Annotated in this window: 21 protein-coding genes and 2 tRNA genes; 22 read left to right on the top strand and 1 reads right to left on the bottom strand. The window is 49.9% G+C overall.

The genetic code is table 11. From position 1 onward, the window contains the following. Nucleotides 1–74 precede the first annotated feature (74 nt). Entirely contained in the window at nt 75–425 is a 351-nt protein-coding gene (locus DWZ40_RS19680; RefSeq protein ID WP_182430604.1) for a hypothetical protein, read from the bottom strand. A gap of 295 nt (nt 426–720) precedes the next feature. Between DWZ40_RS19680 and DWZ40_RS17655 the strand changes: the two genes are divergently transcribed. The 22 genes from DWZ40_RS17655 (at nt 721) to DWZ40_RS17550 (ending at nt 20477) form a co-directional block, all read left to right on the top strand. After that, nucleotides 721–2862: a Tex family protein gene (locus DWZ40_RS17655; protein ID WP_118544168.1), complete on the top strand. Its 2142-nt coding sequence runs from the start codon at nt 721–723 to the stop codon at nt 2860–2862. A 69-nt stretch (nt 2863–2931) separates the two neighbouring features. Further along, nucleotides 2932–3453: a YcxB family protein gene (locus DWZ40_RS17650; RefSeq protein WP_118544167.1), complete on the top strand. Its 522-nt coding sequence runs from the start codon at nt 2932–2934 to the stop codon at nt 3451–3453. Further along, nucleotides 3453–3881: a tRNA (adenosine(37)-N6)-threonylcarbamoyltransferase complex ATPase subunit type 1 TsaE gene (gene tsaE / locus DWZ40_RS17645; protein ID WP_118544166.1), complete on the top strand. Its 429-nt coding sequence runs from the start codon at nt 3453–3455 to the stop codon at nt 3879–3881. Before DWZ40_RS17650 ends, tsaE begins: the two co-directional genes overlap by 1 nt. After that, nucleotides 3878–4633: a tRNA (adenosine(37)-N6)-threonylcarbamoyltransferase complex dimerization subunit type 1 TsaB gene (tsaB, locus tag DWZ40_RS17640; protein ID WP_118544165.1), complete on the top strand. Its 756-nt coding sequence runs from the start codon at nt 3878–3880 to the stop codon at nt 4631–4633. Before tsaE ends, tsaB begins: the two co-directional genes overlap by 4 nt. After that, the gene (rimI, locus tag DWZ40_RS17635; RefSeq protein ID WP_347560123.1) at nt 4630–5082 is read left to right on the top strand and encodes a ribosomal protein S18-alanine N-acetyltransferase; all 453 of its coding nucleotides are present in this window, start codon (nt 4630–4632) and stop codon (nt 5080–5082) included. The genes tsaB and rimI overlap by 4 nt, the downstream gene beginning before the upstream one ends. 131 nt (nt 5083–5213) lie before the next feature. Continuing rightward, nucleotides 5214–5456, top strand: coding sequence for a hypothetical protein (locus DWZ40_RS17630; protein ID WP_118544164.1), 243 nt, complete (start codon nt 5214–5216; stop codon nt 5454–5456). 48 nt (nt 5457–5504) lie between these two features. Further along, the gene (locus DWZ40_RS17625; RefSeq protein WP_118544163.1) at nt 5505–6416 is read left to right on the top strand and encodes a ribonuclease Z; all 912 of its coding nucleotides are present in this window, start codon (nt 5505–5507) and stop codon (nt 6414–6416) included. A 9-nt stretch (nt 6417–6425) separates the two neighbouring features. Then, on the top strand, nt 6426–7475 hold the full coding sequence (gene tsaD, locus DWZ40_RS17620) for a tRNA (adenosine(37)-N6)-threonylcarbamoyltransferase complex transferase subunit TsaD (RefSeq protein WP_118544188.1): 1050 nt from the start codon (nt 6426–6428) through the stop codon (nt 7473–7475). Nucleotides 7476–7607: 132 nt separating this feature from the next. Beyond that, nucleotides 7608–8312, top strand: coding sequence for a 2-C-methyl-D-erythritol 4-phosphate cytidylyltransferase (gene ispD, locus DWZ40_RS17615; RefSeq protein ID WP_118544162.1), 705 nt, complete (start codon nt 7608–7610; stop codon nt 8310–8312). A gap of 365 nt (nt 8313–8677) precedes the next feature. After that, nucleotides 8678–10300 (top strand): ABC transporter substrate-binding protein, encoded by a 1623-nt coding sequence (locus DWZ40_RS17610; protein ID WP_118544161.1) that lies wholly within the window; start codon nt 8678–8680, stop codon nt 10298–10300. A gap of 155 nt (nt 10301–10455) precedes the next feature. Beyond that, on the top strand, nt 10456–11391 hold the full coding sequence (locus DWZ40_RS17605) for an ABC transporter permease (protein ID WP_118544160.1): 936 nt from the start codon (nt 10456–10458) through the stop codon (nt 11389–11391). A gap of 4 nt (nt 11392–11395) precedes the next feature. Continuing rightward, complete coding sequence (locus DWZ40_RS17600; protein WP_118544159.1) at nt 11396–12280, top strand: ABC transporter permease; 885 nt, start codon at nt 11396–11398, stop codon at nt 12278–12280. 30 nt (nt 12281–12310) lie between these two features. After that, a complete protein-coding gene (locus DWZ40_RS17595) occupies nt 12311–13321 on the top strand; it encodes an ABC transporter ATP-binding protein (RefSeq protein ID WP_118544158.1) in 1011 nt (336 codons plus the stop codon). Then, nucleotides 13311–14273 carry an ABC transporter ATP-binding protein gene (locus tag DWZ40_RS17590; protein ID WP_118544157.1) on the top strand — a complete coding sequence of 321 codons (963 nt, stop codon included), beginning with the start codon at nt 13311–13313 and terminating at the stop codon, nt 14271–14273. Before DWZ40_RS17595 ends, DWZ40_RS17590 begins: the two co-directional genes overlap by 11 nt. A gap of 253 nt (nt 14274–14526) precedes the next feature. Next, nucleotides 14527–15219, top strand: a complete 693-nt coding sequence (locus tag DWZ40_RS17585) for an MgtC/SapB family protein (RefSeq protein ID WP_243035383.1) — start codon at nt 14527–14529, stop codon at nt 15217–15219. Between the two features lie 104 nt (nt 15220–15323). Next, nucleotides 15324–16760: an NAD(P)/FAD-dependent oxidoreductase gene (locus DWZ40_RS17580; RefSeq protein WP_118544156.1), complete on the top strand. Its 1437-nt coding sequence runs from the start codon at nt 15324–15326 to the stop codon at nt 16758–16760. A 9-nt stretch (nt 16761–16769) separates the two neighbouring features. Continuing rightward, on the top strand, nt 16770–18047 hold the full coding sequence (locus DWZ40_RS17575) for an FAD-dependent oxidoreductase (RefSeq protein WP_118544155.1): 1278 nt from the start codon (nt 16770–16772) through the stop codon (nt 18045–18047). Nucleotide 18048: 1 nt separating this feature from the next. Next, the gene (locus DWZ40_RS17570) at nt 18049–18411 is read left to right on the top strand and encodes a DUF1667 domain-containing protein (protein WP_118544154.1); all 363 of its coding nucleotides are present in this window, start codon (nt 18049–18051) and stop codon (nt 18409–18411) included. Between the two features lie 227 nt (nt 18412–18638). Beyond that, nucleotides 18639–19367 (top strand): glycerophosphodiester phosphodiesterase, encoded by a 729-nt coding sequence (locus DWZ40_RS17565; RefSeq protein WP_118544153.1) that lies wholly within the window; start codon nt 18639–18641, stop codon nt 19365–19367. Then, complete coding sequence (locus DWZ40_RS17560; RefSeq protein ID WP_118544152.1) at nt 19364–19927, top strand: glycerol-3-phosphate responsive antiterminator; 564 nt, start codon at nt 19364–19366, stop codon at nt 19925–19927. The genes DWZ40_RS17565 and DWZ40_RS17560 overlap by 4 nt, the downstream gene beginning before the upstream one ends. 310 nt (nt 19928–20237) lie before the next feature. Continuing rightward, nucleotides 20238–20323, top strand: a tRNA-Ser gene (locus DWZ40_RS17555). A 65-nt stretch (nt 20324–20388) separates the two neighbouring features. Next, nucleotides 20389–20477 (top strand) — tRNA-Ser (locus DWZ40_RS17550). Nucleotides 20478–20584: the final 107 nt, after the last annotated feature.

The raw sequence follows: 20584 nt of genomic DNA, 5'->3' as shown, positions 1-20584 counted from the left end.
TTTGGGCGTAAAAGAATGGACCGTGGAAGCTGCCGAAGGCAACTTCCACGGTCCTCATACGTTAAAAATATGGTTTACTGTGCCGCAGGTGCTACACTGTTTAGAATTTCCTGCGCCTGGTGGTAGACCTGGCGGATGAGTTCAGAGTTGGCTGGGTCTTGAGCGACATTGTAGACCAGCATATACTGGAAAAAGATAAAAAAACTCAGGAAAATGCAGAAGATCCCGATGACGAATCCTGCAATTCCGGCTCCGGTAAAACGGCGGTCTCTCCGGGAGAGCCATGCAGTCAGGGCAGCAGAAGCACCAAAGATGATCTGCAGTGGTGGGTAAAACCAGCTTAAAATTCCGGAAATACCCAGCAGAAGGCTGACCAGGGCGAGTCTATTAGGGGCGGGGCGCTTGGCTCCGGTATTCTGTTCCATGTAAAATTCCTCCGTAAGTATAGATAAAAATACAGCTATTCCCCATCATAACACGAAAAGAACAAAGCCTCAAGGTGGAATTGTGTTATGATGCTGCGGTATGATGCTGCGGAGTAGTTACTGTTTACAGGCAGGGATTTTCTGAACTGGAAATCCAGTATGATGCAGTTCTGGCAGAACAACTTGCGAACCATCCGCTTATCGATTATAATGAGGGGTACAGTTTGCAGCGGTTTTCAGGCAAAGCCTGTGTGAACAGCTGCTACAGTTTGAAAACAAAGGAGCTTTACATTAGATGGATATTTTGAAAACATTGCAGGAGGAACTGCAGATCGGATATAAGCAGGTGGAGGCAGCCGTCCAGCTGATCGATGAGGGAAATACCATTCCTTTTATTGCCCGCTACCGGAAAGAGGCAACCGGATCGTTAAACGACGAGGTGCTTCGTAATCTGGATGAACGTCTGCGTTACCTGCGCAATCTGGAGGAAAAGAAGAACCAGGTTCTTTCTTCCATCCGTGATCAGGAAAAGCTGACACCGGAGCTGGAAAAACAGATCCAGGATGCGATGACCATGGTGGCGCTCGAGGATCTGTACCGTCCGTACCGCCCGAAACGCCGTACCCGTGCCATGATCGCGAAAGAGCGCGGACTGGAGCCGCTTGCAGAGCTGATCCTGCTTCAGCAGGTGAAGGAGCCGCTGGAGAAGCTTGCTGAAGACTATGTGTCCGAAGAAAACGAAGTGCCGACAGTAGACGATGCACTGGCGGGTGCAAAGGATATCATTGCGGAGCGCATCTCCGACCAGGCGGATTACCGTACCTACATTCGTCAGGCTACCATGGAGCAGGGGATGATCCGTTCCCAGGCTAAGAATGAAAAAGCGGAATCGGTATACGAGATGTATTATCAGTACGAGGAGCCGGTGAAAAAGTGTGCGGGACACCGTGTCCTGGCTTTAAACCGCGGCGAGAAAGAAAAAGTCCTGACGGTCAAGGTTGATGCACCGGAAGAAACTATTCTGCGCTATCTGGAAAAACAGGTGATCACGCAGGAGAACCCGTATACAACCCCGGTATTAAAGGAAGTGGCAGAGGACAGCTACCACCGTCTGATCGCACCGGCCATTGAACGTGAGATCCGCAGTTTCCTGACGGAGAATGCAGAGGCAGGCGCGATCAAGGTCTTTGGAAAGAACTTAAAGCAGCTTCTGATGCAGCCGCCGGTAGCAGGCCGTGTGGTACTGGGCTGGGACCCGGCATTCCGTACCGGCTGTAAGCTCGCTGTTGTGGATGCGACCGGAAAGGTACTGGACACAACTGTGATCTATCCGACTGCACCGCAGAATAAGGTTGAGGAATCCAAGAAGGTGGTAAAGGATCTCATCAAAAAATATAACATTTCCCTGATTTCGGTGGGAAACGGAACTGCATCCCGTGAGTCTGAGATGATCATTGTAGACCTGATCAAAGAGATTCCGCAGCAGGTGCAGTATGTGATCGTCAATGAGGCAGGCGCATCCGTATATTCGGCAAGCAAGCTTGCTACGGAGGAGTTCCCGAACTTCGATGTGGGACAGCGAAGCGCGGCATCCATCGCAAGAAGACTGCAGGACCCGCTGGCAGAGCTGGTTAAGATCGATCCAAAATCCATCGGTGTTGGTCAGTACCAGCACGATATGAACCAGAAAAACTTAAGTGAAACGCTGCAGGGCGTTGTGGAAGACTGTGTAAACCGGGTTGGTGTGGATTTAAATACCGCATCTGCATCTCTTCTGGAGTACATTTCCGGTGTGACCAAAACCATCGCAAAGAACATTGTAGCTTATCGCGAAGAAAACGGCGTATTCACAAACCGGAAGCAGCTGTTAAAGGTTGCAAAGCTGGGACCGAAGGCATTTGAACAGTGCGCCGGTTTCATGCGCATCAACGGCGGCACAAATCCTCTGGACATGACCTCCGTACATCCGGAAAGCTACGAGGCGGTTGAGGCGTTGCTCCAGAAGCTGGGCTATCAGGCAGAAGATATTGTATCTGGCGGTCTGAAAGAGCTTGGCAGAAAGGTGCGTGGCTGCAAGGGGCTGGCAGAGGAGCTGGGTCTGGGTGAGATCACCTTAAAGGATATTGTAAAAGAACTGGAAAAACCGGCGAGAGACCCGCGCGAGGAGATGCCAAAGCCGATCCTGCGCACGGATGTATTGGAAATGAAGGACCTGAAGCCGGGTATGGTATTAAAGGGAACCGTGCGCAATGTCATTGACTTTGGTGCCTTTGTGGATATCGGCGTTCATCAGGATGGTCTGGTGCACATTTCCCAGATGACGGAGCGCTATATCAAGCATCCGCTGGAGGCAGTCAGTGTTGGTGATATTGTCGAGGTGAAGGTCTTAAGCGTGGACTTGAATAAGAAGCGTATTGCATTGACCATGAAGCTGTAAAACAGAATGATTCCGAATATTACAGCTGCAAAAAATAAAACTGTTGATAGAAAGGAACGGTGAGTGCGAATGACAAACGAAGCAGTCCAGACGGGAAAAACTGTGGATGTCACTTTAACCGTCACGGCAAAAGATCTTTGGGCGTTTTCCATGTATCACGCGAACGCCGGACTGATGGGAATCTTTAATCTGCTGTTTACGCTGGCGGCGCTGTATCTTTTAATCTTCCGGTGGAGCGGCACAACCACTCCATACCGTTGTCTGCTTGTAATCTGCGCCCTGATCTTTACGGTCTGGCAGCCATTTTTGTTGTGGACCAAGGCGAAAAAACAGGCGAAGCGCCCGGCAGTCAAGGATCCGATGCGTCTGGTATTCGATGATGAAAAACTGACGGTCAGCCAGACGGACAATCAGGCAGAATTTACCTGGGAACAGATGGGGCTTCTGGATGCGAAACGATCCATGTATATTCTGTATATGGACCGTGTCCATGCCTATCTGCTTCCGAAAACAGCGCTGGGAGATCAGGAAGAGGCATTCCGCGAGTTGGTAACGGCGCATCTTCCGAAAGAAAAACGGAGGAAAATCTGATGGAATATAGAAACAACAGCCCGGAGGAAACCTTTGCCCTTGGAAAACGCCTGGGTGAGCAGGCAAAAGCGGGTGAGATTTACTGTCTGGACGGAGATCTTGGAGTGGGCAAGACGATTTTTACCCAGGGTTTTGCAGCCGGGCTTGGTATTGAGGAACCGGTAAACAGCCCGACCTTTACGATCGTGCAGCAGTATGACAGCGGGCGTCTGCCGCTGTATCATTTTGATGTATACCGGATCGGGGATGTCAGCGAGATGGATGAGATCGGCTACGAGGATTGCTTTTACGGGGAAGGCGTCTGCCTGATCGAGTGGTCCCAGCTGATCCCGGAAATTTTACCGGAACAGGTGGTCCGCATCCGGATTGAGAAGGATCTGGAACAGGGATTTGATTACCGGAAGATAACGGTGGAGGGATTGTCATGAAAATACTTGGAATAGAAAGCTCGTCGCTGGTGGCTTCTGTGGCTGTGGTGACTGATGGACTGGTAACGGCAGAATATACCGTAAACTTAAAAAAGACCCATTCCCAGACGCTGCTCCCCATGATCGATGAGGTGACCCGCATACTGGAACTGGATCTGAACGATGTGGACGCGATTGCGGTATCCGGAGGGCCGGGCTCTTATACCGGCCTGCGCATTGGCTCCGCAACAGCAAAAGGACTCGGACTTGCGCTTAATAAGCCGCTGGTCCATGTGCCGACGATGGATGCCATGGCGTACAATCTGTACGGAACTTCTGCGCTCATCTGCCCAGTCATGGATGCAAGAAGAGGACAGGTTTACACGGGGCTTTATCATTATGAGGATGCATTTGAGGTGGTAAAAGCGCAGTGCGGCATGGACATTCATGAACTGACCGGGGAATTGAATGCCCGTGGGGAGCGTGTGATCTTCTTGGGCGATGGAGTTCCGGTCAGTGAAAAGGTGATCCGGGAAACACTTCGTGTTCCGTTTTCTTTTGCTCCGGCGCAGTGCAACCGCCAGAGAGGAGCCAGTGTTGCTGCTCTGGGAAGTGTATATTTTGCGGAAGGCAAGACGGTATCGGCCATGGACCACGCGCCGGATTATCTGCGGAAAGCCCAGGCAGAACGCGAGCTGGAAGAGGCAAAGCGGCAGGGAAAGACCGAAGAGCTGGCAGCCGGACACAGTGTCGGAACAGGAGATGCACAGTGATCCGCCGGATGGAAGAACGGGATCTTGCGGCGGTAGCAGAACTGGAAAAGCTCTGCTTTTCGGAACACTGGTCCTACCATATCCTGGAGTCCGGGATCCACAGTCCGTACGATGTCTACTATGTGTTTGAACAGGAAGAAAAAATCCTGGGTTATTGCAACCTGCGTGTCCTCGCAGGCGAGGGAGAAGTACAGCGGATCGCGGTGCATCCGGACAGCCGCAGGCTTGGTCTTGGCAGAAAAATGATGGATGCCATGGTAGAGTATGCTATCCGCGAGCGGGCCTATGCCATCAGCCTGGAGGTGCGCGAGAGCAATCTGGCGGCCAGAAACCTGTATGAATCCTATGGTTTTCAGGCAGAGGCAGTACGCAAGGCCTATTATCACAACCCGGCCGAGGATGCCGTGATCATGTGGAAACGGGATCTGCCGGAAAAAATTACCACTTAAAATTACGAATATTTCTATTATAATGTAGGGGATGCGGCCGACGTGCCGTGTCCCCTGTTTTATTCTAAAAAGACAGAATAAAAAAATGCACACCTGTATAGAAACAGGAACGAAAAGGTGAGGAACAAGACATGAGAAAATATCAGACAAACGGAACCCTGGAATCGGTCATCTGCAATGGCTGCGGAAAAAAACAGGTGGTGGAGCGAGGCATCCTGCGGGAGGGAAGCTTTTCGGTTCATTATTCCTGGGATTACTTTTCTGAAAAAGACGGCGAGATCCATCATTGGGATCTGTGTGAGGAGTGCTATGACCAGCTTATCCGGCAGTTTGCGATCGCCCCGGAAATCGAGGAAGCGGTTGAATTCATCTAAACGCTATGCTATGATATCAGCATCAAATGAAATGAGGTTAATCGATTTATGTTAGATATCTGTTTACTGGGAACCGGCGGGATGATGCCGCTTCCGTACCGCTGGCTGACTGCGATGATGGCGCGTTGTGACGGCAGCAGTCTTTTGATCGACTGCGGAGAAGGAACGCAGGTGGCGCTGAAAGAAAAAGGATGGAGCCCGAAGCCCATCGATGTGATCTGTTTTACCCATTACCACGCAGACCACATCAGTGGACTTCCAGGGCTTCTTCTCACGATGGGCAATGCTGAGCGTACGGAGCCGGTCACACTGATCGGTCCCAAGGGCTTAGAGCGGGTCGTGAATGCGCTCCGCACCATCGCACCGGAGCTCCCATTCCAGTTAAAGTTTATCGAGCTGGAAGAAAACAGACAGCAGTTTCATATCGGACCTTATGTGATCGATGCTTACCGTGTAAACCATAATGTGGTCTGTTATGGCTATTCCATTTCCATTCCGCGTGCAGGTCGCTTTGATGTGGAGCGGGCGAAAGCGCAGAATGTGCCGATGAAGGCATGGAGCCGCCTGCAGAAAGGCGAGACCCTGACCTTAGACGGAGTGACTTATACGCCGGATATGGTCCTGGGACCGGACCGCAAGGGTCTGAAAGTTACGTATTGTACGGATACCAGACCGGTTCCGGTCATCGCGGAGTACGCAGACCATGCAGATCTGTTTATCTGTGAGGGCATGTACGGCGAAGACGGAAAAGAAGTCAAGGCCCGGGAATATAAGCATATGACGATGTACGAGGCAGCAAACCTGGCAAAGAAAGCGCAGCCGGCAGAAATGTGGCTGACGCATTACAGTCCTTCCTTAAACCATCCGGAAGAATTTATTGATAAGGTGAGGGAAATCTTCCCGGCAGCAAAGACTGCACGGGATGGCTGGACCAGAGAGTTGACCTTTGAGGAGGAATAAAAACAAATGATGGAGACAGAAAATAAGAAAACCGAAGAAGAGAAGGATATTCTGATCCTGGCGATTGAGAGCTCCTGCGATGAGACTGCAGCTTCTGTGGTGAAGAATGGCCGGGAGGTCCTTTCCAATGTCATTTCTTCCCAGATCGCACTGCATACCCAGTTTGGCGGCGTAGTGCCGGAGATCGCATCCAGAAAACACATTGAGAAGATCAACCAGGTAGTAACCCAGGCGCTGGAAGATGCAAAGGTGACTCTGGATGACATCGATGCAATCGGCGTGACCTACGGACCAGGGCTGGTCGGTGCGCTGCTTGTTGGCGTGGCTGAGGCGAAAGCCATTGCCTTTGCGGCGAAAAAACCACTTGTGGGTGTGCATCATATTGAAGGTCATGTCTCTGCAAACTATATTGAAAACCCGGATCTGGAGCCGCCGTTTGTCTGCCTGATCGTATCCGGCGGACATACGCATCTGGTCATCGTAAAGGATTACGGGGAGTTCGAGATCATCGGACGGACCAGAGATGATGCGGCCGGAGAAGCTTTTGATAAGGTGGCGCGAGCCGTCGGACTTGGCTATCCGGGTGGTCCGAAAGTGGACAAGGCAGCCAAAGAGGGCAATCCGCATGCTATTGAGTTCCCGCGCGCAAAGGTAGAAGGTTCCCCATACGATTTCAGTTTCAGCGGACTGAAATCGGCAGTATTGAATTACATTAACAAGGCACATATGACCGGAATGGAGATCTGCGTGCCGGATCTGGTTGCATCCTTCCAGAATGCGGTGGTAGAGGCACTGGTAAGCCGTGCGGTTCTGGCTGCAAAAGAGTATGGCTATGACAAGCTGGCGATCGCCGGCGGCGTGGCATCCAACTCGGCTCTTCGTGCAGCCATGCAGGCGGCGTGTGACAAAGAACACATTCATTTCTATCATCCGTCCCCGATCTTCTGCACGGACAATGCGGCCATGATCGGCTGTGCGGCTTATTACGAATACAAAAAGGGAACCCGGCATGGCTGGGATTTAAATGCGGTACCGAATCTGAAGCTGGGAGAGCGCTGAGAATAACGAAAAAACGTATCAGAGACGAAAAAATACATCGTTTTGAAGGAACACGGCTGTTCCCATGCTGCAAAATGACGATGACAGTAATGGCACTTACGCAGCAACGAAGAGGAGAAGGAAGGCAGGAATATGATCGGTACAGCACGGATCGGAGCAGTGATCCTGGCCGGCGGGCGCGGCAGCAGGATGCACAGTGATATTCAGAAGCAGTATATGCTGTTAAATGACCGCCCGCTGATTTCTTATGCACTGGAAGCATTTGAACAAAGTATTGTGGATGCGATGGTGCTGGTGACAGGTGCCGGTGAGGAAGATTATGTGCGTCAGGAAATCCTGGCGCCCCTGCACCTGAAAAAGCTTTGCGGTATTGTGACAGGCGGAAAAGAACGCTATCATTCTGTCTATGAAGGATTGAAGGCTCTGCAGAAGTGCGATTATGTGCTGATCCATGATGGAGCCAGACCGTTGGTGACGGGGGAGATTATTTCCCGCGCGGCTTACGCGGCCATGCAGGATGGAGCCTGTGTGGTGGGGATGCCGGTGAAAGATACCATAAAGGTGGTCGATCCAGACGGGTTTGCACAATCTACCCCGGACCGTTCCAGACTCTGGCAGGTGCAGACACCGCAGGCATTTTCCTATCCGCTGGTGCGTGCGGCTTACGACCGTCTGATGGCGGACGAATCCCTTCAAAAAGGAATCACGGACGATGCTATGGTAGTGGAACATTTAAGCGGCACGAAGGTCCGTCTGGTGGAAGGCAGCTATGAAAATCTAAAGGTGACAACACCGGAGGATCTGATCCTGGCAGAGGCATTGCTGAAAAGGCGCTGACGCAAAAAATATAAGGTAAATTTAATTTTACAAAGTGGGAATAATGTAAAATTGATGAAAAACAGAGGTTACACTTGGGAAAAGTTAACAAAATAACGAAGAAAAAACAAGAAAAACGCTTGTGTATTTCACAAAGTGATGATATACTTTGGTTATATTGATAAACAAATATACACATTGCATAGAGAAAAAGAGCGGCGCAGGTGTGTGGGACATTTCGTTTTAAATCCAATTGGAAGGTGGGGTGTCGTGCTACTGCGCTGTTTTTATGCTCAAATTTGGTATATAAGGTTTATTGATGAAGCGTCAGGAATACATCTGGTTTGCACAGACCGGATGATTATAAGAAAACGGAGGAAATGTGTATGAAGAAAAAAATCGCATTGCTGCTCAGTGTTGCCATGATGGCAGTATCCTTAGCGGGCTGCGGAGGCGGAAAAACCAGTTCTGGTTCTGATTCAGGAAGTCAGACTGCCGGTGGTTCTGAGGCAGGAGCAGGAACGGAAGCCGGGAGTACGGCTGTTGGGCACAAGGATAGCCTGATCATTGGTACCGATGCTGACATTAACAACCTGGATCTTCAGCAGCAGCAGGATCAGATCAACAACATCGTATTAAAGAATACCCATCAGACCCTGGTATTCTTTAACAATGGTTCCCAGGGAGACGAGCGGTTCGGTCCATGTCTGGCTACTTCATGGGAGTTCAAGGATGACACCCACATCGAGATGAAGCTGCGTGACGATGTACACTTCAACGATGATGACAAGACCCCGATGACCGCAGAGGACGTAAAATTCACTCTGGATATGGCAACCGGCAACATGGTAGCTTCCATTCTGGCAGGCTATGTTGGCTGTACCGTAGTAGATGACTACACCATCGAGATTGAGATTGAGAAATACAACAACGAGTTCATCCAGTCCCTGGCATCGGTTCCGTTATCCATCCAGTCCAAGAAGGCTTACGATGACGGTGTAGAGGATCCGTACTACATCGGTACCGGCCCGTACAAGTTTGACGAGTGGGTAGAGGGTGAGTACTGCCGCCTGGTTAAGGTTGACGACTATTGGGGCAACGATCTCCCGGCAGATGACAACCTGGCTCCTGGTGTAGCTGAGACCATCGAGTTCCGCCCGTACATCGAGGCATCCTCCCGTGTTATGGCACTGCAGGCAGGCGAGATCGATGTCTGCGTAAACCCGCCGATCAACGAGCTGCAGTATTTAGAGGATGACGATAATATTACCGTTTACGAACAGACCGGTACCCGTCTTTTCTATTTCGCATTTAACGTAGAGAAAGAGCCGTGGAACAACCAGACCTTAAGACAGGCGGTTGCATGTGCGATCGACCGTGACGCAGTCCTTGAGGCAGCTGTATACGGCAAGGGCACACTGCAGACCACCATCTTAAACCGCGGCCTGTGGGGATTCTATGACGACATGGATGGTTTCGACTACGACGTAGACCGTGCAAAATCCTTAATGGCAGAGGCCGGTTATCCGGACGGCGGTATCAGCACCACCTTAACCTATGCATCCGGTGCTCCGTATGAGCAGATTGCAACCATCATCCAGGCAAACCTGGCAGATATCGGCATTGACGTAACCCTTGAACCGATGGAGACGGCAACCTTAAAATCCACCTGTGTAGATGGAAAACAGGAGCTCTTCCTGTGGAGATGGAACGAGGACTCCAAGGTTGACTTTGTATACCGTGACCTGTTCTATACCGGTTCCGGTTCCAACTATCATCACTATTCTGATTCTAAGGCTGACGAGATGATCGACATCGTAGCAACCGAGAAAGATCAGGACAAACGTCTTGAAACTGCAAAAGAGCTGCAGACTTACTTAGTAGATGCATGTCCGCAGGTTCCGTTATACATTGCAAACCTGGTTGTTGCATACAACAAGAACCTTCAGGGACAGTACTTCTATGGCGGCGGCAACCATGACTGGCGTCACGCATACATCGCAGAGTAAAGAGAAGTGCGGTGAAACAGGATCTCTAACCGGATCCTTCTATAACAAAAACATAATGGCTGAAAAGACTTGCGGGTGCTTCAAAAGCCCCGCAAGTTTCCATATAGGAGTAACCTATATAAGCCTTTTATCACACAAAAAGGAGCGACAGGCAAATGCTGAAATACATTGGGAAAAGACTGATCATGCTGATCCCGGTTATTCTGGTAACCTCATTTCTGATCTTCTGGGCCATGAGCCTGACCGGCGGTGACCCTGCGTTGATGCTTGCAGGCGATAACGCGAAACCAGAACAGATCGAGCAGATCCGCGAAGACCTTGGACTGAATGATCCATTTATCGTACGTTATGGCAACTATATGAAAGGCATGCTGACCGGTGACATGGGTAAGTCCTATGTGACCAAGCGTGATGTATTTAAGACTTTTATGGAGCGTCTTCCGAATACGCTTATGCTGGGCGGAGCTGCCGTACTGATTGCCGTAGTGGTATCCCTGCCGCTCGGTATCTACACAGCGATACACCAAAATACATGGAAAGATACAGCGGGTATGATATTCGCCCTGTTCGGCACGTCCATGCCAAACTTCTGGCTGGGCCTGATGCTGATCATCATATTCTCGCTGAAGCTGGGCTGGTTCCCGACGGGCGGAAAAGGAGGCATAAGCAGTCTGGTGCTGCCGGCGGTGACGGTCGGTTTTGGTCTTGCAGCCCTGATCACCAGAACAACACGTTCTTCCATGTTGGACGTACTCCGTCAGGATTACATGACTACCGCACGTGCAAAGGGCTGTTCTGAGAAACAGGTTATCACCGTGCACGGTTTAAAGAACGCCCTGATCCCGATCATTACAGCAATCGGTCTTCAGATGTCCCTGGTTATCACTGGCTCTGTTCTTGCAGAGACGGTATTCTCCTGGCCTGGTATCGGACGTCTTGTCTATGATTCTATCTCCAAGCGTGATACACCGATGGTTACGGGTGCAATTATTATGTGTTCCATCCTGATGTGTATCATCAACCTGGTAGTAGATTTAATCTATGCATTCTTTGACCCGAGAATCAAAGCACAGTACAGTAAGAAGGGGTGATACAATGGCACAGGCAAGCGAAATCAAAAAACAGTATAAAAAACGGACGCTGTTCCAGGAGACCTGGCGGCGTCTGATCAAAAACCGCGGTGCTATGCTGGGATTAGCCTTCCTGGTAATTCTGGTACTGGCAGCAGCATTCAGCCCGGTTATCTTTGATTATGAAAAAGACGTAATCGGACAGAATATGAAAGACCGTCTCATGGGTCCGTGTGCGGCTCACTGGTTTGGAACGGATGAATATGGACGTGATTTATTTGCCCGTATTATTTACGGAGCACGCTATTCCCTGATCATCGGCGTTGGTTCCGTGCTTCTGGGCCTGATCGTTGGAACAATCCTGGGTTCTCAGGCAGGATTTAAGGGCGGCATCACCGATTCCATCATCATGCGCGGCATCGATATTTTCTATTCCATTCCGAACATTATGACAGCGGTTGTTATCGTCTCCCTGCTGGGACCGAGCACCGTAAACTTAATGATCGCCCTGGCCTTTTCCTGTGCCAGCAGCTTTGCACGTATCGTCCGTGCTTCCGTTATGACGATCCGTGACCAGGAGTATGTGGAATCCTCTTATGCCATGGGACTGCCGACCTGGAAGATCATTGTAAAGCATATTCTTCCGAACTGTCTGTCCCCGATCATTGTACAGATCACATTGCTGATCGGCACCACCATCATTTCTGCTTCATCCTTAAGCTTCCTTGGAATCGGTGTTCCGGCACCGGCACCGGAGTGGGGGGCACTGCTTTCCGCAGGACGAAGCCACATCCGTGATGCAAGCTATATGTGTATCATTCCGGGTCTTGCCATTATGTTTACGGTTTTGGCACTGAACCTGTTAGGCGATGGTCTGCGTGATGCACTGGATCCGAAGCTGAAAAAATAGGCAGCTGAAAAATGTTAGGAGGAATAGGGTATGGCTGAAGAGTTAGTACTTGATATAAAAAACCTGGTAGTCCACTACGAGACGGAGGATGCCAATGTCCATGCAGTCAATGGCATTGATCTTTCCATCGCGAAAAAGCGGACCTTAGGTCTGGTGGGCGAGACTGGAGCCGGAAAAACGACCACGGCACTTTCGATTCTGAATCTGGTTCCGAACCCGCCTGGGGTCATCAAAGAAGGCGAGATCAAACTGGATGGAAAAGATGTATTAAAAATGACACCGGCAGAACTGGAAAAAATGCGCGGCAACGAGGTTGCCATGATCTTCCAGGATCCGATGACTGCGTTAAATCCGGTTATGACAGTTGGAGATCAGATTGGTGAGAGTATTGCACTCCATCAGAATATTTCCAAGAAAGAAGCTTTTGAGAAGGCAAAAGAAATGTTAAAAATGGTAGGTATCGCGGAAACCCGTGCCTACGATTACCCGCATCAGTTCTCTGGCGGTATGAAACAGCGTGTTGTCATTGCGATCGCCTTAGCCTGCAGTCCGCAGCTTCTGATCGCAGATGAACCGACCACGGCATTGGATGTGACGATTCAGGCTCAGGTGCTGGAATTGATGAAACAGCTGATTCGTGACAAAGAAATGTCCATGCTGATGATCACGCATGATCTTGGTGTTGTGGCAGAGGTCTGTGAGGATGTGGCAGTTATGTACGCCGGTCGTATCGTAGAAAAAGGAACGGCAGACGATGTGTTCAATCACATGCGTCATCCGTATACGGAAGGACTGTTTGATTCCCTGCCGAACTTAAAGCAGCGCGGCGAGGAACTGGTGCCGATCAAGGGACTGATGCCGGATCCGTCGGATCTGCCGCCAGGATGTGCGTTTGCACCGCGTTGTCCTTATGCGACCGAAGCATGTACAAAGGCAGTTCCGGAGCTGACATCCGTGGAAGGCAGCGAGACACATTTTGTTGCCTGCAGTGCTTACAAAGATCCGGAATTCAGATTAAGGGGGAACCAAGATGGCAGGTAAGACAATTCTTGAGGTAGATAACCTCACAAAATTTTTCAATACCCCGGGCGGACAGCTTCATGCAGTAGACGGAGTCAGCTTCAAAATCGAAGAAGGAAGGACTCTTGGTATCGTAGGAGAATCCGGATGCGGCAAGTCCACCACCGGACGAACCATTTTAAAGCTGCTTGAGCCGACCGGAGGAAAGATCATTTTCGACGGACAGGATATCACCAATTACAGCCGCAAACAGATGCGTCCGCTGCGTCAGGAGATGCAGATGGTATTCCAGGATCCGTTCTCCTCGCTTGATCCGAGACAGACCGTGATGCAGCTCATCAGTGAGCCGATCATCGAACACAAGCTGTTAAAGTCCAAGAGCGACATTGAGGAAAGAACCCTGGAGCTGATGCGGACCGTAGGTCTGGCAGAACGTTACATGAACGTATATCCGCATGAGCTGGATGGCGGACGCCGCCAGCGTATCGGCATCGCCCGTGCACTGGCTGTAAGACCGAAGCTGATCGTCTGCGATGAGCCGGTATCTGCACTGGACGTATCCATTCAGGCACAGATCTTAAACCTGTTGAAAAAGCTGCAGGCTGACCTGGGACTGACTTACATTTTTATCACGCACGACCTGTCGGTTGTAAAATATTTCTCTGACGACATTGCAGTTATGTACCTGGGACAGATGGTGGAAAAAGCACCGTCCGATGTACTGTTCCAGAATCCGGCACATCCGTATACCAAGGCGCTGCTGTCTGCAATCCCGCTTCCAATCGTTGGAAAGGAGAAACCAGTCCGTCAGCTGATCCGCGGCGAAATTACTTCCCCGGTTAATTTGCCGGATGAGTGCCGTTTTATGAAACGGTGTGACTGTGCGGCAGAGTGCTGTAAGCATGGAAATCCGCAGCTGCGTGAGATCGAACCAGGACACTTTGTTGCCTGCACCAGGATAAACGAACTTTAAGAATGATTTTATGACAATTTCATCCATACGCGCGAGAGCATAAGAGGAAGCGTAACCATAAGGGCACAGAACCGATCTGTGCTGCTTTGGGTACGCTTTTTTTGTTGTATTGCAGCCTGGAATATGCCAGTGGCGCATCTGCAGATCTGACAATATGTAATTTAGGAAAACGCAGTGTGTATGGATCGGGAATCAAAAGCTGCAGTTCATGGAAAAAATTTGCGGACTGACAGGAGAAAAAGGGGTGTCTGGAATGATGAAGATTTGGCCGGTACTGGAACAGTTTTCAACTCCGGAAATTTGGGTTCAGACGGAATATCTGATGCGTATTGTGGTAGCAGCTTTTCTTGGACTTTTGATTGGAAACGAGCGGAAAAACCGCAATAAATCAGCGGGGATTCGAACCCACGTGATTGTAGCGCTTGGGGCAGCTTTGATTATGGTGGTTTCCAAGTACGGATTCAATGATGTGGAAAAGGTGGATTCCGCCCGTGTGGCAGCACAGGTTGTAAGTGGTGTTGGCTTTCTGGGGGCCGGTGTTATCTTTGTCCGCAACAATCTCGTAAATGGACTGACGACGGCGGCTGGAATCTGGGCGACTGCGGGGGTAGGTCTGGCACTCGGTGCAGGCATGTATGTAGTAGGAATCTGCAGTGCCCTGCTGGTGCTGATGATTCAGTTCGTGATGCACCGGATCGCCTATTTCGCTGATGTGGCATCCGGGGGGCTGATCCGCATGACCCTGGTAAAACAGGAAGGAATCGTGCAGTCTATGGAGAATTATCTCCAGCATGAGAAACTTAGTGTAGTTTCTGTAAAAATCAACAAGACCAAAAAGGATGAGGTAAAGCTGGAGTTCGATGTGGTATTCCCGCCGGGTTATCAGAAAACAAAATTGCTTGCCAGACTGGTAGAAATGGATGAGGTTCTGGCAGTCAGCGAGTAATGAAAGAACTAAGGTGTTTCAAAAACAGAAACGCAGCAAACAAATCTGGTATATGAAGACAGCAGGAATGCTGGTCTCAGGTTTGAAATAGAGGAGACAGGAGTATGAACAGTATGAAGTATGATGTAGTGGTTATCGGCGGCGGAGTCATCGGCTGTGCGGTGGCCAGAGAACTTTCTCGGTATCAGGTAAAGGCCTGTGTCGTAGAGCGGGAAGAAGATGTGTGTTCTGGGACTTCCAAGGCGAACAGTGCCATCGTACATGGCGGATTTGATGCGGAGCCGGGTTCTTTAAAGGCAAAGTTCAACATTCTGGGAAGTCAGATGATGGAGGAGCTTTCGAAAGAGCTGGATTTCGATTATAAACGAAATGGTTCCCTGGTCCTTTGCTTTGCAGAGGAGGATAAGCCTGCCTTGGAGGCGCTTTATGAAAAAGGTGTAAAGAACGGTGTAAAAGGTATGTCGATCATCAGCGGGGACGAAGTAAGGAAAAGAGAGCCGAATATCGAAGATACCGTGGTAGCAGCGCTGGATGTTCCGAGCGGCGGCATTGTCTGCCCGTTCGGTCTGACGATTGCGCTGGCAGAGAATGCCTGTGACAATGGAGTGGAATTCCAATTTCTGACAGAGGTGGAAACGATTGAAAAAGAAGCGGAGGGCTATGTGCTGAAAACTAGTAAGGGCGAGATCCACACAGCCTGCGTGGTGAATGCAGCCGGTGTTTATTCCGATCAGATTCATAATTTTGTGAGTGAAAAGAAGCTTCATATTACTGCAAGAAAGGGCGATTACTGCCTGTTAGACAAAGAGGCAGGAAGCCTGGTAAGCCATACGATTTTCCAGTTGCCGACGAAGATGGGCAAGGGCGTTTTGGTCAGTCCGACCGTACATGGTAATTTGCTGACCGGACCAACGGCAACCGACATTGAAGATAAAGAACAGACGGCAACAGACGCTAAGGAGCTGGATTCCCTGATGAGCCGTGCAGCGCTCAGCGTGAAAGGAATTCCGTTCCGCCAGGTTATCACTTCTTTTGCGGGACTTCGTGCCCATGAGGACGGAGATGATTTTGTGATCGGAGAGGTTTCGGATGCACCAGGCTTTTTCGATGCAGCAGGAATTGAGTCACCGGGACTTTCCAGCGCACCGGCAATTGGCCAGTGGCTGGCTGAAAAAGTAGCAGAGAAACTGAATGCCAAACAGAAAGAGGATTGGAATGGAACCAGAAAGGGCATTGTACGGCCGGAACTTTTGAGCAAAGAAGAGCGGGCAGAGCTGATCCGCAAAAATCCGGCATACGGCACCATCATCTGTCGCTGCGAGAGCGTCAGTGAGGGTGAGATCGTGGATGCCATTACCAGAACGCTGGGGGCGAAGTCCTTAGACGGTATCAAGCGCCGCGTGCGTCAGGGCATGGGACGCTGCCAGGCAGGGTTCTGCACGCCGCGTACCATGGAAATCCTTTCCAGGGAGCTTGGCATCCGTATGGAAGAAGTATGCAAGAATGCACCGGGATCTGAGATGCTGACCGGTCAGAAATAAGGGGGAGCGATCATGAGACATGACATTGTAATCATCGGAGGCGGTCCGGCAGGTCTGGCTGCGGCTATAGCAGCAAGAAAAGCCGGCATTCAGGATATCCTCATTTTAGAGCGTGACAGCAGTCTTGGAGGTATTTTAAACCAGTGTATCCACAACGGATTCGGTCTTCATACCTTTAAAGAGGAGCTGACCGGACCGGAGTACGCAGCGCGCTATATTGCCATGGTGGAGGAGAAGAAAATCCCGTACCGTTTAAATACCATGGTCATTGATATCAACGAAAAACGAGAGGTAACCGTGATCAGCCGTGAACACGGCATGGAAACCATAGAAGCAGGGGCTGTGATCCTTGCCATGGGCTGCCGGGAACGCCCGAGAGGTGCCCTGAACATTCCTGGATACCGTCCGGCCGGTATTTATTCTGCCGGAACTGCACAGCGTCTGATGAACATCGAAGGCTATAGTGTGGGAAAAGAGGTTGTGATCCTTGGCTCTGGTGATATCGGACTGATCATGGCCCGCCGTATGACCCTGGAAGGCGCAAAAGTCAAGGTTGTAGCAGAGCTGATGCCGTATTCCGGCGGGTTAAAGAGAAACATCGTCCAGTGTCTGGATGATTACGGAATTCCATTAAAGCTCAGCCATACGGTCGTGGATATCCAGGGCAAAGAGCGTGTGACCGGCATTACCCTGGCCCAGGTGGGTCCGGACCGCAAGCCAATTCCTGGAACCGAAGAGCATTACAGCTGCGATACCCTGCTTCTGTCTGTTGGTCTGATCCCGGAAAACGAGCTGACCAAAGAGGCAGGCGTAAAAATGAACCCGGTTACATCCGGACCGAATGTCAACGACCAGCTGGAAACCAGCGTGGAGGGTGTATTTGCGTGTGGCAATGTCCTGCATGTGCATGATCTGGTTGACTATGTATCCGAGGAGGCAACGCTTGCAGGAAGCAATGCAGCTGCATATGTGGAAAAGCAGCGCGGGGAGAAAGCAGAGCAGGCTAAGCCGCATAAGGCAGTCTTAAAGGCCGAGAATGGTGTACGTTATACCGTTCCACAGACAATCGATATGAACAACATGAAGGAACAGGTAGTTGTGCGGTTCCGCGTAGCCGATGTATATCGTGATCGCAGCATCTGTGTTTATCTCGACGGAGAGCGCGTCCAGGCAAGAAAGAAAAAGGTTCTGGCACCGGGCGAGATGGAGCAGGTGATCCTGAAGAAGGAAGAACTGCAGAAGTATCCGGACCTGAAAGAAATCGTGATTTGTACGGAGGTGGAGTAAGATGGAGAAGAGAGAGCTGATCTGTATCGGATGTCCGCTTGGGTGCCCTTTGACGGTAACGATGGAAGAAAACGGGATCACGGTAACCGGAAATACCTGTAAACGTGGAGAAATTTATGCAAAAAAAGAAGTGACGAACCCGACCCGCGTGGTGACATCTTCTGTCCATGTAAATGACGGTGTGATTCCTATGGTATCTGTAAAGACGAAGGAAGATATCCCAAAAGACAAAATCTTTGCCTGCATGGAGGAAATCCGCAGGGTTTTTGTTGCAGCGCCGGTCCATATCGGAGATATTGTGATCGAAGACTGTGCTGGTACCGGAGTGCCGGTCATTGCGACCAAAAACGTGGAAAGAGCGTAACTGGTTTGACATAAAATGTTTTCACAGGCCCCGCCCGTATAGACATGCGGGTGGGGCTGTGCTATGATACGGGAAGATGATGATACATCAGTTTGCAGGTGATTTGCGCAAACGGTATGCGCATCTTCAAAATTACAGATAGAGAGATTTTGCCGGTCTGGAATGTGATGTACCGGCAAAGGCTTGCTGCCAGTCACACAGCAGCAAACAGACAGGAGGACAGGAAGATGAAAGTATATGCGCACAGAGGTTACAGCGGCAGATACCCGGAGAATACCATGCTGGCATTCAAAAAGGCAGAAGAAACCGGCTGTTATGGAATTGAACTGGACGTACAGCTCACAAAGGACGGAGAGGTTGTGATCATCCATGATGAGCGGGTAGACCGTACCACGGACGGAACCGGCTGGGTAAGAGACTACACGCTGGCTGAGTTAAAGAAACTGAATGCGGCAGCAGTCTGGAGCGGTAAGTATGGATTCGAACCGATCCCGACCCTGGAAGAATACTGCCAGTGGGTAAAGAACACGAATCTTGTGACAAACATTGAAATCAAGTCAGGTGTTTATTATTATGAGAATCTGGAAGAAAAAACACTGGAGCTGGTGAAAAAGTACGGACTGGAGAAACGGATCGTATTTTCTTCTTTCCTGCATTCCTCCATTACCCTGCTCCGGAAGCTGGCACCAGATATCCCTTGCGGAGCCCTGGTAGAGTATGATGATCTCGGAAATCCTGGATATTACTGCGAGAAGTTCGATTTTCAGTATTATCATCCGGGCGTAAAGGCTTTAACAGAAGATATGGTACTCAGCTGTAAGGAACACCATATTCCGCTGAATGTATGGACCATCAACGATATGGGAACCCTGGAGCAGATGGATGAATGGGGCGTTGAAGGCGTGATCAGCAACTACCCGGGTGTGTGCAAAGGATGGATTGACAGTAAAAAATGATAAAAGCAATCGATTTATTAGAAATATCACCGGTGATCGCAGCGATTAAGGATGATGCCGGTCTGAAGAAATGCCTGGATACGGAATGCCAGGTCGTATTTATCCTGTATGGAAATATCTGCAGTATCAAAAACATTGTTTCTGAATTGAAAAGCCATGGAAAGTACGCCATGGTACATGCAGATCTGGTCCAGGGACTTGGTTCAAAGGAAGTAGCAATCGACTTTTTAAAAGAGCAGACAGGGGCCGATGGCATCATCAGCACGAAGCCGATGCTGGTACGCAGGGCACAGGAACTGAAGATGTTCGGCATTTTGCGTGCTTTTATCATTGATTCCATGGCGGTAGACAACACCAGAAAGATGCTGGAGAGCTTTCGCCCGGATATGATTGAGATCATGCCCGGGGTTATGCCGAAGATCATAAAAAGTCTTCGTGGCAGCACCAGTATCCCGCTGATCGCAGGCGGACTGATCTCAGAAAAGAAAGAAGTCATGGAACTGTTTGAAGCAGGAGCGGACGCAATCTCTACGACCAGGCAGGAACTCTGGTATATTTAGAGGATCAATGGCATGTCAGATGCATTTCGGTGCAAGTATCTGGCATGCCATATTTTTATTTCATAGGAAATTGCGTCCGGTGAAACTTTTGTTGTTCAAGGGTCTGATATAGACTGGAATATAAACGTGAAAAGCGTGAAAACGAAAAAAGTAAAAAAATGTAAAAAATAGGGTTGACAGGAACAATAAGGTATGCTAAAATTCATCAAGTCGCGTGTGACGAGCAAGATAAAACGAAACACCGATAAAAAACTTAAAAAAGTTCTTGACAAAAACGAAAGCTTTTGGTAATATAGTAAAGCACGTTTGAGGAGAGATATCGAAGTGGTCATAACGAGGCGGTCTTGAAAACCGTTTGTCCGCAAGGGCGCGTGGGTTCGAATCCCACTCTCTCCGTTGGACAAGCGAAAGGCTTGCCGATGACAATATAATATTTACTGATGTTCAGGCATCGGGACTTTGCAGAAGTACCCAAGAGGCTGAAGGGACACCCCTGGAAAGGGTGCAGGTCGTTAATAGCGGCGCGAGGGTTCAAATCCCTCCTTCTGCGCTTCATCTTCGAAAAAAGATGGAAAAAGTTGTTGACAAAGCGAAAACAATGTGATAAAGTATTATCCGTTGCCGCTGAGAACAGCAACAATATGAACCTTGAAAATG

The organism is Clostridium sp. AF32-12BH (assembly GCF_003477935.1).
In the GTDB taxonomy this organism is placed as follows: Bacteria; Bacillota; Clostridia; order Lachnospirales; family Lachnospiraceae; genus Brotaphodocola.
The sequence above is the reverse complement of the archived record's forward strand: the minus strand, read 5'-3'. Positions and strand labels throughout refer to the sequence as shown.

Bases quoted from the DNA above. Each gene is read 5' to 3' on its own strand.
- DWZ40_RS19680 (WP_182430604.1), bottom strand. From the start codon at position 425: ATGGAACAGAATACCGGAGCCAAGCGCCCCGCCCCTAATAGACTCGCC.
- DWZ40_RS17655 (WP_118544168.1), top strand. From the start codon at position 721: ATGGATATTTTGAAAACATTGCAGGAGGAACTGCAGATCGGATATAAG.
- DWZ40_RS17650 (WP_118544167.1), top strand. From the start codon at position 2,932: ATGACAAACGAAGCAGTCCAGACGGGAAAAACTGTGGATGTCACTTTA.
- tsaE (WP_118544166.1), top strand. From the start codon at position 3,453: ATGGAATATAGAAACAACAGCCCGGAGGAAACCTTTGCCCTTGGAAAA.
- tsaB (WP_118544165.1), top strand. From the start codon at position 3,878: ATGAAAATACTTGGAATAGAAAGCTCGTCGCTGGTGGCTTCTGTGGCT.
- DWZ40_RS17630 (WP_118544164.1), top strand. From the start codon at position 5,214: ATGAGAAAATATCAGACAAACGGAACCCTGGAATCGGTCATCTGCAAT.
- DWZ40_RS17625 (WP_118544163.1), top strand. From the start codon at position 5,505: ATGTTAGATATCTGTTTACTGGGAACCGGCGGGATGATGCCGCTTCCG.
- tsaD (WP_118544188.1), top strand. From the start codon at position 6,426: ATGGAGACAGAAAATAAGAAAACCGAAGAAGAGAAGGATATTCTGATC.
- ispD (WP_118544162.1), top strand. From the start codon at position 7,608: ATGATCGGTACAGCACGGATCGGAGCAGTGATCCTGGCCGGCGGGCGC.
- DWZ40_RS17610 (WP_118544161.1), top strand. From the start codon at position 8,678: ATGAAGAAAAAAATCGCATTGCTGCTCAGTGTTGCCATGATGGCAGTA.
- DWZ40_RS17605 (WP_118544160.1), top strand. From the start codon at position 10,456: ATGCTGAAATACATTGGGAAAAGACTGATCATGCTGATCCCGGTTATT.
- DWZ40_RS17600 (WP_118544159.1), top strand. From the start codon at position 11,396: ATGGCACAGGCAAGCGAAATCAAAAAACAGTATAAAAAACGGACGCTG.
- DWZ40_RS17595 (WP_118544158.1), top strand. From the start codon at position 12,311: ATGGCTGAAGAGTTAGTACTTGATATAAAAAACCTGGTAGTCCACTAC.
- DWZ40_RS17590 (WP_118544157.1), top strand. From the start codon at position 13,311: ATGGCAGGTAAGACAATTCTTGAGGTAGATAACCTCACAAAATTTTTC.
- DWZ40_RS17585 (WP_243035383.1), top strand. From the start codon at position 14,527: ATGATGAAGATTTGGCCGGTACTGGAACAGTTTTCAACTCCGGAAATT.
- DWZ40_RS17580 (WP_118544156.1), top strand. From the start codon at position 15,324: ATGAACAGTATGAAGTATGATGTAGTGGTTATCGGCGGCGGAGTCATC.
- DWZ40_RS17570 (WP_118544154.1), top strand. From the start codon at position 18,049: ATGGAGAAGAGAGAGCTGATCTGTATCGGATGTCCGCTTGGGTGCCCT.
- DWZ40_RS17565 (WP_118544153.1), top strand. From the start codon at position 18,639: ATGAAAGTATATGCGCACAGAGGTTACAGCGGCAGATACCCGGAGAAT.
- DWZ40_RS17560 (WP_118544152.1), top strand. From the start codon at position 19,364: ATGATAAAAGCAATCGATTTATTAGAAATATCACCGGTGATCGCAGCG.